Genomic DNA, 12848 nt, shown 5'->3' on the forward strand with positions numbered 1-12848 from the left:
TGTGACGTCAACGAGTCACAGAGGCAAATAGCACAGTGCTAAATTTTGCCCCTGCCGTTAACGCGGTGATGGCTGACAGGTAATCCAGACGAATGTTTTGCGGACTTTCCTGCCTTTCAACCACCAAATACTCCTCTTTACCTGCCGTTGTTCGTGTCGTCACGGCTCTGGCATCAAAGACTGTGCCGTCGGTGAGCACAATACGCAGCATATAGCGGTATAAGCAGGCGATCTCCAGATAATCATGAAGGTCGCAATCAACAGGGTGATACTTTTCTGTGGAATACATAACGGCCCCTGACCATTCGATCGGATGTTCGGGAAATTGCCCGCGCAACGCCCCGAACGCTTGTGTTATTTCAAGGCTTCGATAGGTGCGCCGAAGTTGATATGCAGCACATTGCCATCGATGACCAACGCCGGAACAGACTTCACGCCAGCCAACTCAGCCTCTGCCACCCGAGCAGGCTGTTCTCCCAGGTGAATGACATCAACCTCCACATCAGGGGACAGATGTTGTAGCAGCGTTTGTTCTGCGGATACGCACACCGGGCAACCAGCATGATAAAACCGGGCTTTGCTCATAATATCTCTCCTGTGAATTATAGTATCGATTCGATACTATAATTTATACTACGATAGATTTAGACTTTGTCAATATAGTTTTTAGTCGATACTATATGTCGAGGAGGATTTTGTTATGCACGATATGTCACTTTTCGACGTTATGGACAGGCTTTCTAGCCTGATGCGGATGTGGTTTCGCCAGCATCCATTACTGTCGGAGCTGCAACCAGTACAGCTCAGCGCGTTAATGTATCTGGCGCGCTGCAACCGCTATTCCAATACGCCGCTCGGCGTGACGGATTACCTCGGTCTCACCAAAGGTACGGTATCCCAGTCGCTTAAGCTTCTGGAAACCAAAGGGTTGATCGTGCGCAAGCAGGATGATCGCGATAAACGCAGCGTTCATCTGCAGTTAACTGAGTCAGCCAACACCTTACTGGATGCGCTGCTTCCCCCCACATTTTTAGTGGCAGGCGAATCGGCAATGGGTGAACGCGCGACGCAGCTAAAAGAACTGTTGTTCGAACTACTAAGAGAAATTCAGCGGACCCACAATGTGCCAGGCTTTGGTCTGTGCCATAGCTGTCGGTTTCACCAAAAAATAAAGGGTCAGGGATTTTGTAATCTGACGAAAGAGGTGTTGAGTGAAGATGATTCAATGCTGATTTGCCGGGAGCACCAGCCCCCGGAATAACAGGAAAAGGCTGGCACGAAAATTCCCCAGCCGATACCAGATTTAATGCTTCTCAATATACATGCTGCGGCTGTATGCCACATCTTCAGGGTTGGTAATCGGATACCCCTTCAGCCATGGCTTAATTAAACGACCATTGGTGTACTGATAAATCGGAGCAATTGGCGCCTGCTCCATCAGTATTTTTTCTGCCGCATTATAGTCCGCATTACGGGCTTTTTCGGTGCTTTCCATCGTGGCCTGGGTCAACACTTTATCGTACGCGGGATTATTAAACCGCGAAATATTGCCCGTGTGAGTCGAGGTTAATAACGACAGGAAGGTAGACGGCTCATTGTAATCCCCCACCCAGGAAGCACGGATAACATCGAAATTACCGGTATTACGACTGTCGATGTAGGTTTTCCACTCCTGGTTTTGCAACTTAACATCAACGCCCAGGTTTTTTTTCCACATTGACGCGACGGCGATGGCAATCTTCTGATGGTTTTCTGACGTATTATACAACAGCGTCAGATTTAGCGGTTTTTGTGGTCCATAGCCTGCCGCACGCAGCAGCGTCTTCGCCTGCGCGTTCAGCTCTTCCTGACTCATTTGCTCAAACGGTGAAGGTTCAGGCGTAAATCCCGCCGTGACATCCGGGGTAAAATGCCAGGCTGGTTTTTCGCCGGTTCCGAGGACTTTTTCCGCCATCAGACGACGATCGATAGTCATGCTGAGCGCCAGACGCACGCGTGAATCAGCCGTCGGGCCTTTCTGGGTGTTAAACGCATAATAATAGGTGCCGAGCTGCGGCGGGGTATAAACCTGTCCCGGAATATCCTTCAGTAGTTTCTGATACATGTTCTTCGGGAAGGATTCCGTAATATCAATATCGCCAGCCAGATAACGTTTTGTTGCCGCAGATTCCTGGTTAATCGGCAGGAAGGTGACTTTTTGCAGCACGGTATTGGCGTTATCCCAATAATGCGTATTCGGTACCACCACCAATTTTTCGTTAACCACGCGGTCTTTTAATACATACGCGCCGTTACCGATTAAATGACCCGGTCTCGTCCACTCTTTACCGCTTTCAACATTGGCTTTCTGTACCGGATAAAACGCAAAGTTAGCCGTTAAATTTGCAAACCACGGCAGCGGTTTATCCAGCTGAATTCTTAAGGTGCGGGCATCTACCGCGCTAACGCCCAGCGTATCGGGAGTGGCTTTACCATCGATAATCGACTGCGCATTATTGATCCCGGCTAGCGCCGCAAACCAGGCAAACGGAGACAGTGTTTTCGGATCAACCAGACGCTGCCAGCTGTAAACAAAATCTTGTGCCGTTACCGGCGTACCGTCGGCCCATTTGGCATTATCACGCAGCGTAAACGTCCAGACACGGTTATCGTTACTCTTCCACTGGGTGGCAACGCCAGGCACAATTTCGCCCTTTTCGTTTTGGTTAACCAGCCCTTCAAATAAATCACGAATGACCTGAATTTCTGGTAACCCCACAGCCTTGGCCGGATCGAGCGAGGCCGGTTCATCTTTGATATGACGCACCAGTTCTTGTTTCTCTGCCAGTACCGTACCGCTGGGTACATCCGCAGCCCAGGACAAGGAAATGCTGCTAACCAACAGCGCACAACAGGTTACTGGAACAGAATGCCGCATAAGATACCCTCAAATCTGGCCATTAAGTGAATGTGTAATTATTTGTATCGCCAGCAGGAAATGCAATTAACTTCGGACAAGAAAGTGATATTACACCTGAAAAGATAAGTGTGTGAAAACGATTTGATTATCCATACATTTTGCACAACACTGCGAATAACAATTTATGCATTCAGAGATGACTATGACCGTTACCCGTCCCCGTGCCGAGCGCGGCGCATTTCCGCCAGGAACCGAACATTACGGACGTTCACTCTTAGGTGCCCCGTTAATTTGGTTTCCCGCGCCGGCAGCCGATCGTGATAGTGGACTCATTCTGGCGGGTACCCACGGTGACGAAAACGCTTCAATTGTCACGCTATCCTGCGCCTTGCGTACGCTTACCCCTTCCCTGCGCCGTCACCACGTGGTACTGGCGGTAAACCCTGACGGGTGTCAACTCGGCCTGCGCGCCAATGCTAACGGGGTTGATCTCAATCGTAATTTCCCGGCAGCAAACTGGAAAGCAGGTGAAACTGTCTATCGCTGGAATAGCAGTGCAGAACAACGCGATGTCGTGCTGTTGACGGGGGATCATCCGGGTTCCGAACCGGAAACCCAGGCGCTGTGTCAGTTGATTCACCGCATTCATCCCGCCTGGGTGGTCTCATTTCACGACCCGCTGGCATGCATTGAGGATCCGAGGCACAGCGAACTGGGCGAGTGGCTGGCACGAGGGTTTGAACTCCCCCTCGTCACCAGCGTGGGTTATGAAACACCGGGGTCTTTCGGCAGTTGGTGTGCCGATCTGAACTTGCACTGCATTACCGCAGAGTTCCCGCCCATCTCTTCAGATGAAGCCAGCGAAAAATACCTGCTGGCGATGTCCAATTTGCTGCGCTGGCACCCTAAAGATGGAGTTGCCCGGTCGTAAAATGCAGGGCGGGCTGCACATCGTTCGCAAGCCAGGTCGGGCCGTCGAGATCGGCAAAGCAGACCTGCGGCGTAAGCGGCAAAGCGGCATTGATCGCGCGCGATGTGCACAGCATGCATCCCAGCATCAATGCAAAACCCTGTTCTCGGGCTTCGGTCGCCAGCGCCAGTGCTTCCGTCAGGCCACCGGTTTTATCCAGCTTAATGTTCACCATCTCATAGCGTCCGTGTAGCGCTTTCAGGCTACTGCGGGTATGGCAGCTTTCATCCGCACAGATGGGCAGCGGATGCACAAAATTCTCCAGCGCAGCATCATCCTGAGCAGGCAGCGGCTGTTCCAGCATGGCAACACCTAAGTCAGCCAGCAGCTGACAGCGTGCAGCCAGACCTTCGGCACGCCAGGACTCATTGGCATCAACAATCAACGTCGCATCAGGAACAGCCGAACGAATAGCGACCATACGTTCGCTGATTAAGCGCGCATCCAGTTTGACTTTCAGCAGCGTCGCCCCGTTCTCCCACAGGGCGGCAGCGCTTGCCGCCATCTGTTCCGGCGTGCCGATCACCACCGTCTGAGCCGTCGTTACCGTTGCATCGAGTTCGACACCGACCTGCTCGGTCAGGGTTTGCTGCTGTTGCCGGGCACTTAAATCCCAAAGCGCGCAGTCGACAGCATTACGTGCGGCACCGGCAGGCAGTAGCTTTTGTAAATCTTCGCGCGTCAGTCCGTTTTCCAGCTGTGGGGCGATACCCATAATTTGCGCCAGTACCGAAGCATCGCTCTCGCCATAGCGAGGATAAGGCGTACACTCGCCGATCCCCTTCACGCCGTTTTCTTCCAGTTCGACCACCACCACGTGCGCTTCGGTCCTGCTGCCACGGGCAATTACAAACGGGGTGTGTAACGGCCAGGCTTCCTCATATACCTTCACTGTTCTCATTTGTTTTCCTTATGCAGTCCCGGAAGTGGATATCCGCAAATAGCGTTTGCCGTGTTAACTGTTGATGGCATAAAATAACCTCGACGTTAACTATATGTAAACAGGAAGATAACCATGTCACAAACCGTTCATTTCCAGGGCAACCCGGTTGCCGTTGCCGGCTCCATTCCTCAGGCAGGTAGCAAAGCGCAGGCTTTTACCCTTGTGGCTAAAGACCTGTCTGACGTTACGCTGGGCCAGTTTGCCGGCAAGCGCAAAGTGCTGAATATTTTCCCAAGCATCGATACCGGCGTCTGTGCGGCATCGGTACGTAAGTTTAACCAACTGGCGACAGAAATCGACAATACTGTCGTACTGTGTATTTCAGCCGACCTGCCATTCGCCCATTCTCGCTTTTGTGGCGCGGAAGGTCTGAGCAACGTGATCACTCTGTCCACCCTGCGTAACGCGGAATTCCTGAAAAACTACGGCGTTGAAATCGCCGAAGGCCCACTGAAGGGCCTGGCCGCGCGTGCCGTGGTGGTTATCGACGAGAATGACAACGTCATTTTCAGCCAGCTGGTGAATGAAATCACCAACGAGCCAGACTATGCTGCCGCTCTGGACGTACTGAAAGCCTAAGTCGCCCTAAAGCAAAAAGCCTCCATTCGGAGGCTTTTTCATCTACGTATTACTCTTCGCTTTTTTTCTGCTGACTCAGACCGTATTCACGTAACTTATTGGCGATTGCCGTATGCGAAACACCAAGTCGTTTGGCCAGTTTGCGCGTACTGGGATAATTCATATACAGCTGCGTCAGGACAGAGCGCTCGAAGCGGCTGGTAATTTCATCCAGCGACCCTTCCATCACCTCTTCCCCCACAGCTACCGTCGCCGCATCATAATCCGGTAATAAGATATCCTGTGGCCGCAGTTCGTACCCTTCAAGCTGGGTTAATGCCCGGTAGATAGCATTTTTCAACTGGCGCACGTTACCCGGCCAACCGTAGCGGGTTAACACCGTACTGAGATCGGCGGACAGTTTCGGGCGCGGCACGCCCTGTTCGTCGGCAAAACGCGCCACAAACAGCTCGGTGAGCGGCATAATGTCTTGCGGACAATCGCGCAACGGCGGCAGGTTGAGCGTCAGTACATTCAGACGATAATAGAGATCTTCGCGGAACAAACCTTTCTGTACCAGCTCCACCAGATTTTTTTGCGTGGCGCAAATCACACGGACATCAACGTGAACCTCATGATCTTCGCCGACGCGGCGGAAGGTCCCGTCATTAAGAAAACGCAGCAATTTGGTCTGCATGCTCGGCGACATTTCGCCAATTTCATCCAACAGTACTGAACCACCGTTAGCCTGCTCAAAGAAACCTTTTTTACCTTCCCCCGCATGACCAAACAGCTCGCTTTCTACCGCATCTTCAGGGATCGACGCACAATTCAGCGCCAGATAAGGTTTCGCCGCTCGCGGGCTTGCCAGATGGCAGGCATGGGCAAACAGATCTTTCCCCGTCCCGGTATTGCCGGTAATCAGCAGCGGCGCACTCAGCATGGCCAGTTTACGCGCCTGTTCTACCACGTGTTTCATTTTGGCGCTGACAGCAATAATCTGGCTAAAGGCGCTCAGGTCCTGGGTGGTCATGTTTTGCAACTGACGCCCCATGCGGATGGTGGAACGCAGCATCACCACCGCGCCGGTTAACATCTGTTCCTGATTTTCGCCCTGCAAATGGACAGGGGTTATTTCCATCAGGAAATTCTGTCCATTAATGACGACATGCTCGCTGTGGGAATCCTGCGGATTGCTCTCCAGCCAGCGCTGGAAGTTAAAGCCATTGATGAGTTGCGCCGCCGTGTGGTTGCGCATACGATCCTGAGTGTGGGCAAAAAGCTGGCAGCTCGCCGGGTTCGCCATCTCCACTTTGCTTTTCATGTCCAGTGAAAGGACCGGTTCAGGCAGCGCCTCAAGCAGCGCGCTCAGCGCCAGGTGTTCGCGTTCAGAAGGCATCCAGGGCACGGTGCGCACATCCGTAACACCGGCAATACGGCGGATTTCAGCCATCAGGCTGCTGAAGTTGGTGAACTCCAGTTCCGCAAAATTAAGGTAGATTCGCCCGATGGGGTCGATCTCGATACCGCGTAAGTCAATGCCTCGAAGCACCAGTAAATCGAGTAATTCGCGGGTCAGACCAAGTCGGTCTTCACAAAACACTTCCAGACGCATGGGAACCTTCACCTAAACAAGGGATCATGTGATAGATGATAAGCCAGTATTTCGTTAGCAGGAAGGACTCTGTCAACAAATATTGACAGCACGCTGGAAAATTAGGCGCCGGGGCGTAAAGTTATACGATCGGCGCCCATTTTTACTCAGCTTTCACGCGCAGGTTTATTCTTTTGTACGGTCTCTTTGACCTGAGTGATCAGCTGGCGACGGAAATCACCGAGACGCGGTTTATCATCGTCAATCCACGGCAGCGGACGACACAGTTCCATCGCTTTAATCCCCAGACGCGCCGTTAACAACCCGGCGCCAATGCCCTGGGCAGCACGCGTGGATAAACGTGCAGCCAGATCCTGCGACATCCAGTCCATACCGACTTCGCGAACCAGTTCACTGGCCCCGGCAAAGGCAATATTCAGCAGCACCAGGCGGAACAGGCGCAAGCGGCTGTAATAGCCCAGTTCGATGCCGTATAGCGTCGCAATACGGTTAATCAATCGCAGATTTCGCCAGGCGATAAATGCCATGTCCACCAGCGCCAGCGGGCTGACCGCGATCATCAACGTAGATTCTGCCGCTGAGCGGCTGATTTCACGTCGCGCCTGCGCATCCAGCACAGGCTGCACCAGATGAGCATACAGACTCACCACTTCACGATCGTTTTGCGTTTCGTGTATAGAGGCATACCAGCGCTGTAGCGCCGGATGAGACTGGTCGATACCCGCCTGCTGTGCCAGCTTTTCACAAAACGCGCGCCCTTTGCCGGCGCCATGGCTATGCAACAAATCCCGCGCTTCATCACGCTCGTGCGCGCGCTGGCGTAAACGCCACAGCCGACGCCACTCCGTTGCCACCGAACCGACACCGGCGCCAACGATCAGCGCCCCGGCGACACACCCGCCCAGCGCAACCCAGTCCTGCGTTTGCCAGGCATTCATCGTCCACTGCACACCCTGTGCGACCACGCTGACGCCAAACAATGCCAGCCCGCTCATCACCATCTTGCGCCACAGGCTACGCTTAGGACGTAAAGCGGCATCAATGACCGCTTCGGCCTGTCCTTCATCTGCCAGAGGCTCGTCAAGTTGAGCCGGAGAAAAAGTCTGCGCTTGCGTATCGTCGAACATCTGCTGTGCTTTAAAAGACGGACGTTGATCAACGTCCAGCGGTCCTGAGAAATCGATACGCGGTTTTAACGGCTCGCTCATCGCAATTTATCTCCTATTAAAAACTCCAGCGCGGCATCAAGACGAATGTGTGGTAAGGGCTTATCCACATCCATGACCTGCGGACGAAACGCTTCAAACTGAAAGCCCTGACTGTCCCAAAACGCCTGACCCGGTAAGCGTGCTGGCACCTCTCCCGGATAGACGGTTAGCGGCGCGCCGTCGCTCAGGCGGTTCCCCCGCAGTGCCGGGATCTTCTCGCCTTTCACATCGATCAATCCGCTGGTAGTGGCCTGCACCGACGCCAGCCCCAGACAATCCATGCTGATGCCTTCAAAGGCGGCATTTTGCCAGGCGTCCTGGATCAGTTGCTGCAGTAGCGACACCATGTTGGCATGCTGATCGACCGTCACGTGGTCGGCTTTGGTAGCGGCAAACAGTAACTTGTCGATCACCGGTGAGAACAACCGCCGGAACAATGTACGCTGACCATAATGGAAGCTTTGCATCAACTGCGTGAGCGCCAGACGCATATCGTTAAACGCCTGTGGTCCGCTGTTGAGCGGTTGCAGGCAGTCAACCAGCACAATCTGACGGTCAAAGCGCAGGAAGTGATTCTTATAAAACCCCTTCACCACTTTCTCGCAGTAGTAATTGAACCGATCGCGCAGCATGCCAGCGTTGGTGTGTTTATCAGCCTGCGCCAGTTTCGATTCGCCATACGCGTCAACATCCGGCCACGGGAAAAACTGCAGCGCGGGTGCGCCCGCCATATCGCCCGGCAGAACAAAGCGCCCCGGCTGAATAAAATGCAGGCCCTGCTGCTTACACTGATGCAAATAATCCGTCCAGGCGGCGGCAATCTCCGCCAGACGATTTTCATCGGCGGGCGCTAAGGGATCTAACCCCTGACTTAACTGCCGCCATTTTGCCGACCATTCTGCCCGCTGGCCCTGCAATAATCCGGTCATTTGCCGCGACCAGCTCAGGTAATCCTGTGCCAGCATCGGCAAATCAAGCAGCCATTCGCCCGGATAATCGACGATCTCCAGATATAACGTGGAGGTGTCTTTAAAGTGGCGCAGCAATGAGTCATTGGACTTATAACGCAGCGCCAGACGAATCTCACTCACGCCGCGCGTCGGTGTCGGCCAGGTCGGCGGAGCGCCGTACAGCTGGGCCAGCCCTTCATCATAGGTAAAGCGCGGAATGCCAAAGTCGCGTTGTGGAACCCGTTTAACGCCGAGCAGACGCTCTTCGCGCACCGCGCTGAGCAGCGGCAGACGAGCGCCGGCATGAATATTGAGTAATTGGTTCACCATCGCGGTGATAAACGCGGTCTTACCACTGCGGCTAAGCCCGGTGACAGCCAGACGCAGATGCCTGTCCACGCCGCGATTCACCAGCGAATTGAGTTCATTTTTGAGTCGCTTCATCGCCATCCCGTTATGCTGAAGGAACCGTAGAAAATATAACAAACTGGAAGTAAAGATAGGGGGTAATTCTTATTTATCAACTACCTGAGGTCTAGCAGGCGACAAAAAATAATGCCGCCCGAAATAGATGTACATTGTGCGATTATTTGTTTTCTACTTTCGGAAGATCAATGCTTTTGATCCCCCCTTCATTTGTTACCTGCGTGTATCCCATCTCGGTAAGCATATCTTTCGCCTGTCCCGATTGCCGCCCGGAGTTGCAGTACAGTTTCACGGTGTCGGTCTTATCCGGAACCTCGGACGCGATGCGCGCTTTGAGATCTTTTAAGGGAATTTTGACGGCTCCCTGAACATGCTCCTGCTGGTATTGCTCAGGTACGCGGACATCAATCCAATGTTCCGCGGCAAAAACCGGCATACCGATGAGCAACGCTAGCGCGAATACCCCTTTTCTCAACATAGTATCGTCCTGTTAAATGACCTAATTTCATCTAACACTATATAATTGATCTTAAGAAAATATTGCGAGCGCACTATCACTGACCATAACGGCGGGATATTTTTTTGGCGACCTTGTTCAATAAAGGTTCAAGCATCAAAACCAGCAACATTTTTAGCGGGCGACGGGCGACGGATTTTACCGCCCACCCGGCGACGCCCGCCGGGCCGTAGCGAAGTGCCGTAAACAGAACCAGCTTACCTGCTAATTTAACGCCAGGCTTTACCCTCTGCCCGGCACGTTGCCAGCGATTGTTCATCTCATTTCTCACAGTTGACGGAAGCGGCTACGCAATGTGAAGGTATCTGACGTCACATAACGCTCCATATCCCGCAAACGATTTTCACTGGCCGCGAGTTCGCGGTCGACGGCATCCAACAGTTCCCCGCTGGACGGTTGCTGTTCACCGGTTGCGACATTGTCCGGCATTGGATCCAGCACAAAAGTCAGTACGATATAGGCCACCAGGGTGAAAAAGGCCAGACCGAAGAAAATCGACAGTACTACCAGAATCCGTACCAGCTTCACCGGCACGTCGAGATACTGCGCGATGCCTGCGCAGACCCCCTTCACCATGCCCTGCTGCGGAATACGCCACAACTTTTTGTTCAGGTTAACGCCTCCCATTAGCGATCCCTCCAGTTAGGATGTTCAGCATCCAGAATGTCTTCCAGCGTCTGAATACGCTCACGCATGCGCTGCGCTTCAGCGTTCAGCTCCACTAAACGCTGCTGTTCGTTCTGCGACAATTCGCCACGACTGGAACGGTTGCTGTAATGCAGCCATAACCAAATCGGTAAAACAAACAGCACAAAGATGGTTAACGGGATGGCCAGAAATAGCGCGCTCATGAGTACTCCTTACAGGTGATGAGCGGCGGCGCGTTCGGGCGCCGCCAGATATTATTATTGCTTGTCTTGCTGCATTTTGGCTTTCAGTTGCGCCAACTGCTCGCTAATTTCATCATCCGCTTTCAGGTCGGCGAATTGCTGATCCAGCGATTTTTGCTTACCAAAGTTATGGCTTTCAGCTTCAGCTTCCATATGGTCGATACGACGCTCAAAAGACTCAAAGCGCGCCATGGCTTCATCGAGCTTACCGCTGTCCAGTTGACGACGAACATCACGTGAAGAACTGGCGGCCTGATGACGCAGGGTCAATGCCTGCTGACGAGCACGGGTTTCACTGAGTTTATTTTCCAGCTCGCCAATCTCTTTTTTCATGCGTGACAGCGTGTCATCAACCAGCGTCACTTCATGTTCCAGCGAGGCGATCAGATCGGTAAGCTTCTGCTTTTCAATTAAGGCAGAGCGCGCCAAATCTTCTTTCTCTTTACGCAGCGCCAGTTCTGCTTTTTCCTGCCACTCAACCTGTTGCGCTGTGGCCTGTTCAATACGGCGGGATAGCTGTTTCTTTTCCGCCAGCGCACGTGCCGAGTTCGAACGCACCTCAACCAACGTGTCTTCCATTTCCTGAATCATTAACCGCACCAGCTTCTGCGGATCTTCAGCCTTTTCCAGCAACGCATTGATGTTGGCGTTCACGATGTCGGCAAAACGAGAAAAAATACCCATAATGTAATCCTCACTGATAGTTCTGATATCGGGCGATGCCCTGCTGCTGGATTAATGCAGATTGCGTGCCAACTTTATAACTATTTGATTATAAAAATAATAGTTAATTTTACCTGATAGCGAAATTAGGGTACATTGGTGAATAACACTAACAAATAGTGAATTTCATCATGACCGGATACAAAGACAACCTTCTCGGCGAAGCCAACAGTTTCATCGAGGTGCTTGAGCAAGTTTCTCAGTTGGCACCGCTGGATAAACCGGTACTGGTGATCGGTGAGCGCGGCACGGGCAAAGAGCTGATCGCTAACCGCCTGCATTACCTCTCTTCGCGCTGGCAAGGGCCGTTTATTTCGCTGAACTGTGCGGCGCTCAATGAAAACTTACTCGATTCAGAACTGTTCGGTCACGAAGCCGGCGCCTTTACCGGCGCACAAAAACGTCATCCCGGACGCTTTGAACGCGCTGATGGCGGGACGCTGTTTCTTGATGAACTGGCCACCGCCCCGATGCTGGTACAGGAAAAACTGCTACGGGTGATTGAATACGGGGAACTCGAACGTGTTGGCGGCAGCCAACCGCTGCAGGTTAACGTGCGCCTGGTCTGCGCCACCAACGCCGATTTACCGCGGATGGTTAATGAAGGGACGTTTCGCGCGGACCTGCTCGACAGGCTGGCCTTCGATGTGGTGCAACTTCCCCCGTTGCGGGAGCGTCAAAGCGACATCATGCTAATGGCCGAGCACTTTGCCATTCAAATGTGCCGGGAAATTGGCTTACCACTGTTTCCAGGCTTTAGCGCACAGGCCAGGGATACTCTGCTGCACTACCGTTGGCCGGGCAATATTCGTGAGCTGAAAAACGTCGTCGAGCGCTCTGTTTACCGCCACGGCACCAGCGAATTTCCACTGGATGAAGTCGTGATTGACCCTTTCAAACGCCACACCGTACAACCTTCGGAGCAGGAAACTCACTCCGCGCCGGTGACACTGCCGCTGGATCTACGTGAATTCCAGCAGCAACAAGAAAAAGCATTTCTGCAAACCAGCTTGCAGCAGGCAAAGTTTAATCAGAAAAAGGCGGCAGAATTACTCGGGCTGACCTACCACCAGCTGCGGGCATTGCTCAAAAAACATCAGATTTAGCGGTTCCATGACCTGAATCGCACACATTTACGCCAGTTACCTG

General features: G+C 52.8%; 16 protein-coding genes. 4 read left to right on the plus strand and 12 right to left on the minus strand.

Annotated features, from left to right (window positions below):
* Window positions 1-7 precede the first annotated feature (7 nt).
* Window positions 8-289 (minus strand): Rho-binding antiterminator, encoded by a 282-nt coding sequence (locus FDW88_RS00230; protein ID WP_115258345.1) that lies wholly within the window; start codon window positions 287-289, stop codon window positions 8-10.
* A gap of 65 nt (window positions 290-354) precedes the next feature.
* The gene (locus FDW88_RS00235) at window positions 355-585 is read right to left on the minus strand and encodes a glutaredoxin domain-containing protein (RefSeq protein WP_096756901.1); all 231 of its coding nucleotides are present in this window, start codon (window positions 583-585) and stop codon (window positions 355-357) included.
* A 115-nt stretch (window positions 586-700) separates the two neighbouring features.
* On the opposite strand from FDW88_RS00235, the gene FDW88_RS00240 reads away from it, so the two are divergent.
* Window positions 701-1261 carry a MarR family winged helix-turn-helix transcriptional regulator gene (locus FDW88_RS00240; protein ID WP_115258344.1) on the plus strand — a complete coding sequence of 187 codons (561 nt, stop codon included), beginning with the start codon at window positions 701-703 and terminating at the stop codon, window positions 1259-1261.
* A gap of 42 nt (window positions 1262-1303) precedes the next feature.
* On the opposite strand, the gene mppA is transcribed toward FDW88_RS00240, so the two are convergent.
* Window positions 1304-2917, minus strand: coding sequence for a murein tripeptide ABC transporter substrate-binding protein MppA (gene mppA / locus FDW88_RS00245; RefSeq protein WP_115258343.1), 1614 nt, complete (start codon window positions 2915-2917; stop codon window positions 1304-1306).
* Window positions 2918-3101: 184 nt separating this feature from the next.
* On the opposite strand from mppA, the gene mpaA reads away from it, so the two are divergent.
* The gene (mpaA, locus tag FDW88_RS00250; RefSeq protein WP_115258342.1) at window positions 3102-3830 is read left to right on the plus strand and encodes a murein tripeptide amidase MpaA; all 729 of its coding nucleotides are present in this window, start codon (window positions 3102-3104) and stop codon (window positions 3828-3830) included.
* On the opposite strand, the gene ycjG is transcribed toward mpaA, so the two are convergent.
* Complete coding sequence (gene ycjG / locus FDW88_RS00255; RefSeq protein ID WP_115258341.1) at window positions 3805-4770, minus strand: L-Ala-D/L-Glu epimerase; 966 nt, start codon at window positions 4768-4770, stop codon at window positions 3805-3807. The genes mpaA and ycjG overlap by 26 nt on opposite strands.
* A 114-nt stretch (window positions 4771-4884) precedes the next feature.
* Here ycjG and tpx point away from each other — a divergent pair, with 114 nt between their 5' ends.
* Entirely contained in the window at window positions 4885-5391 is a 507-nt protein-coding gene (gene tpx / locus FDW88_RS00260; protein WP_096756896.1) for a thiol peroxidase, read from the plus strand.
* A gap of 49 nt (window positions 5392-5440) precedes the next feature.
* Here the strand turns inward: tpx and tyrR are convergent, their stop codons facing one another.
* The 8 genes from tyrR to pspA all read right to left on the minus strand — a co-directional run bounded on the left by tyrR (window position 5441) and on the right by pspA (window position 11660).
* Complete coding sequence (tyrR, locus tag FDW88_RS00265) at window positions 5441-6985, minus strand: transcriptional regulator TyrR (RefSeq protein ID WP_115258340.1); 1545 nt, start codon at window positions 6983-6985, stop codon at window positions 5441-5443.
* 146 nt (window positions 6986-7131) lie between these two features.
* Window positions 7132-8193 carry a YcjF family protein gene (locus FDW88_RS00270; RefSeq protein ID WP_137361794.1) on the minus strand — a complete coding sequence of 354 codons (1062 nt, stop codon included), beginning with the start codon at window positions 8191-8193 and terminating at the stop codon, window positions 7132-7134.
* Window positions 8190-9587: a YcjX family protein gene (locus FDW88_RS00275; protein WP_135911928.1), complete on the minus strand. Its 1398-nt coding sequence runs from the start codon at window positions 9585-9587 to the stop codon at window positions 8190-8192. The genes FDW88_RS00270 and FDW88_RS00275 overlap by 4 nt, the downstream gene beginning before the upstream one ends.
* 142 nt (window positions 9588-9729) lie before the next feature.
* Window positions 9730-10047, minus strand: a complete 318-nt coding sequence (gene pspE, locus FDW88_RS00280) for a thiosulfate sulfurtransferase PspE (RefSeq protein WP_137361795.1) — start codon at window positions 10045-10047, stop codon at window positions 9730-9732.
* A gap of 76 nt (window positions 10048-10123) precedes the next feature.
* On the minus strand, window positions 10124-10345 hold the full coding sequence (gene pspD / locus FDW88_RS00285) for a phage shock protein PspD (protein ID WP_096756892.1): 222 nt from the start codon (window positions 10343-10345) through the stop codon (window positions 10124-10126).
* Between the two features lie 8 nt (window positions 10346-10353).
* Window positions 10354-10713 (minus strand): envelope stress response membrane protein PspC, encoded by a 360-nt coding sequence (pspC, locus tag FDW88_RS00290; RefSeq protein ID WP_096756891.1) that lies wholly within the window; start codon window positions 10711-10713, stop codon window positions 10354-10356.
* Window positions 10713-10937, minus strand: a complete 225-nt coding sequence (gene pspB / locus FDW88_RS00295) for an envelope stress response membrane protein PspB (protein ID WP_115258337.1) — start codon at window positions 10935-10937, stop codon at window positions 10713-10715. The genes pspC and pspB overlap by 1 nt, the downstream gene beginning before the upstream one ends.
* A 54-nt stretch (window positions 10938-10991) precedes the next feature.
* Window positions 10992-11660 carry a phage shock protein PspA gene (pspA, locus tag FDW88_RS00300; protein WP_096756889.1) on the minus strand — a complete coding sequence of 223 codons (669 nt, stop codon included), beginning with the start codon at window positions 11658-11660 and terminating at the stop codon, window positions 10992-10994.
* A 155-nt stretch (window positions 11661-11815) separates the two neighbouring features.
* Here pspA and pspF point away from each other — a divergent pair, with 155 nt between their 5' ends.
* Complete coding sequence (pspF, locus tag FDW88_RS00305; RefSeq protein WP_170973006.1) at window positions 11816-12805, plus strand: phage shock protein operon transcriptional activator; 990 nt, start codon at window positions 11816-11818, stop codon at window positions 12803-12805.
* Window positions 12806-12848 lie beyond the last annotated feature (43 nt).

Source organism: Citrobacter sp. wls829, from assembly GCF_005280825.1.
GTDB lineage: Bacteria > Pseudomonadota > Gammaproteobacteria > Enterobacterales > Enterobacteriaceae > Citrobacter > Citrobacter gillenii.

What these genes read in the sequence shown, in the direction of transcription:
- FDW88_RS00230 (WP_115258345.1), bottom strand. Translation starts at nt 289, where the DNA reads ATGTATTCCACAGAAAAGTATCACCCTGTTGATTGCGACCTTCATGAT.
- FDW88_RS00235 (WP_096756901.1), bottom strand. Translation starts at nt 585, where the DNA reads ATGAGCAAAGCCCGGTTTTATCATGCTGGTTGCCCGGTGTGCGTATCC.
- FDW88_RS00240 (WP_115258344.1), top strand. Translation starts at nt 701, where the DNA reads ATGCACGATATGTCACTTTTCGACGTTATGGACAGGCTTTCTAGCCTG.
- mppA (WP_115258343.1), bottom strand. Translation starts at nt 2,917, where the DNA reads ATGCGGCATTCTGTTCCAGTAACCTGTTGTGCGCTGTTGGTTAGCAGC.
- mpaA (WP_115258342.1), top strand. Translation starts at nt 3,102, where the DNA reads ATGACCGTTACCCGTCCCCGTGCCGAGCGCGGCGCATTTCCGCCAGGA.
- ycjG (WP_115258341.1), bottom strand. Translation starts at nt 4,770, where the DNA reads ATGAGAACAGTGAAGGTATATGAGGAAGCCTGGCCGTTACACACCCCG.
- tpx (WP_096756896.1), top strand. Translation starts at nt 4,885, where the DNA reads ATGTCACAAACCGTTCATTTCCAGGGCAACCCGGTTGCCGTTGCCGGC.
- tyrR (WP_115258340.1), bottom strand. Translation starts at nt 6,985, where the DNA reads ATGCGTCTGGAAGTGTTTTGTGAAGACCGACTTGGTCTGACCCGCGAA.
- FDW88_RS00270 (WP_137361794.1), bottom strand. Translation starts at nt 8,193, where the DNA reads ATGAGCGAGCCGTTAAAACCGCGTATCGATTTCTCAGGACCGCTGGAC.
- FDW88_RS00275 (WP_135911928.1), bottom strand. Translation starts at nt 9,587, where the DNA reads ATGAAGCGACTCAAAAATGAACTCAATTCGCTGGTGAATCGCGGCGTG.
- pspE (WP_137361795.1), bottom strand. Translation starts at nt 10,047, where the DNA reads ATGTTGAGAAAAGGGGTATTCGCGCTAGCGTTGCTCATCGGTATGCCG.
- pspD (WP_096756892.1), bottom strand. Translation starts at nt 10,345, where the DNA reads ATGAACAATCGCTGGCAACGTGCCGGGCAGAGGGTAAAGCCTGGCGTT.
- pspC (WP_096756891.1), bottom strand. Translation starts at nt 10,713, where the DNA reads ATGGGAGGCGTTAACCTGAACAAAAAGTTGTGGCGTATTCCGCAGCAG.
- pspB (WP_115258337.1), bottom strand. Translation starts at nt 10,937, where the DNA reads ATGAGCGCGCTATTTCTGGCCATCCCGTTAACCATCTTTGTGCTGTTT.
- pspA (WP_096756889.1), bottom strand. Translation starts at nt 11,660, where the DNA reads ATGGGTATTTTTTCTCGTTTTGCCGACATCGTGAACGCCAACATCAAT.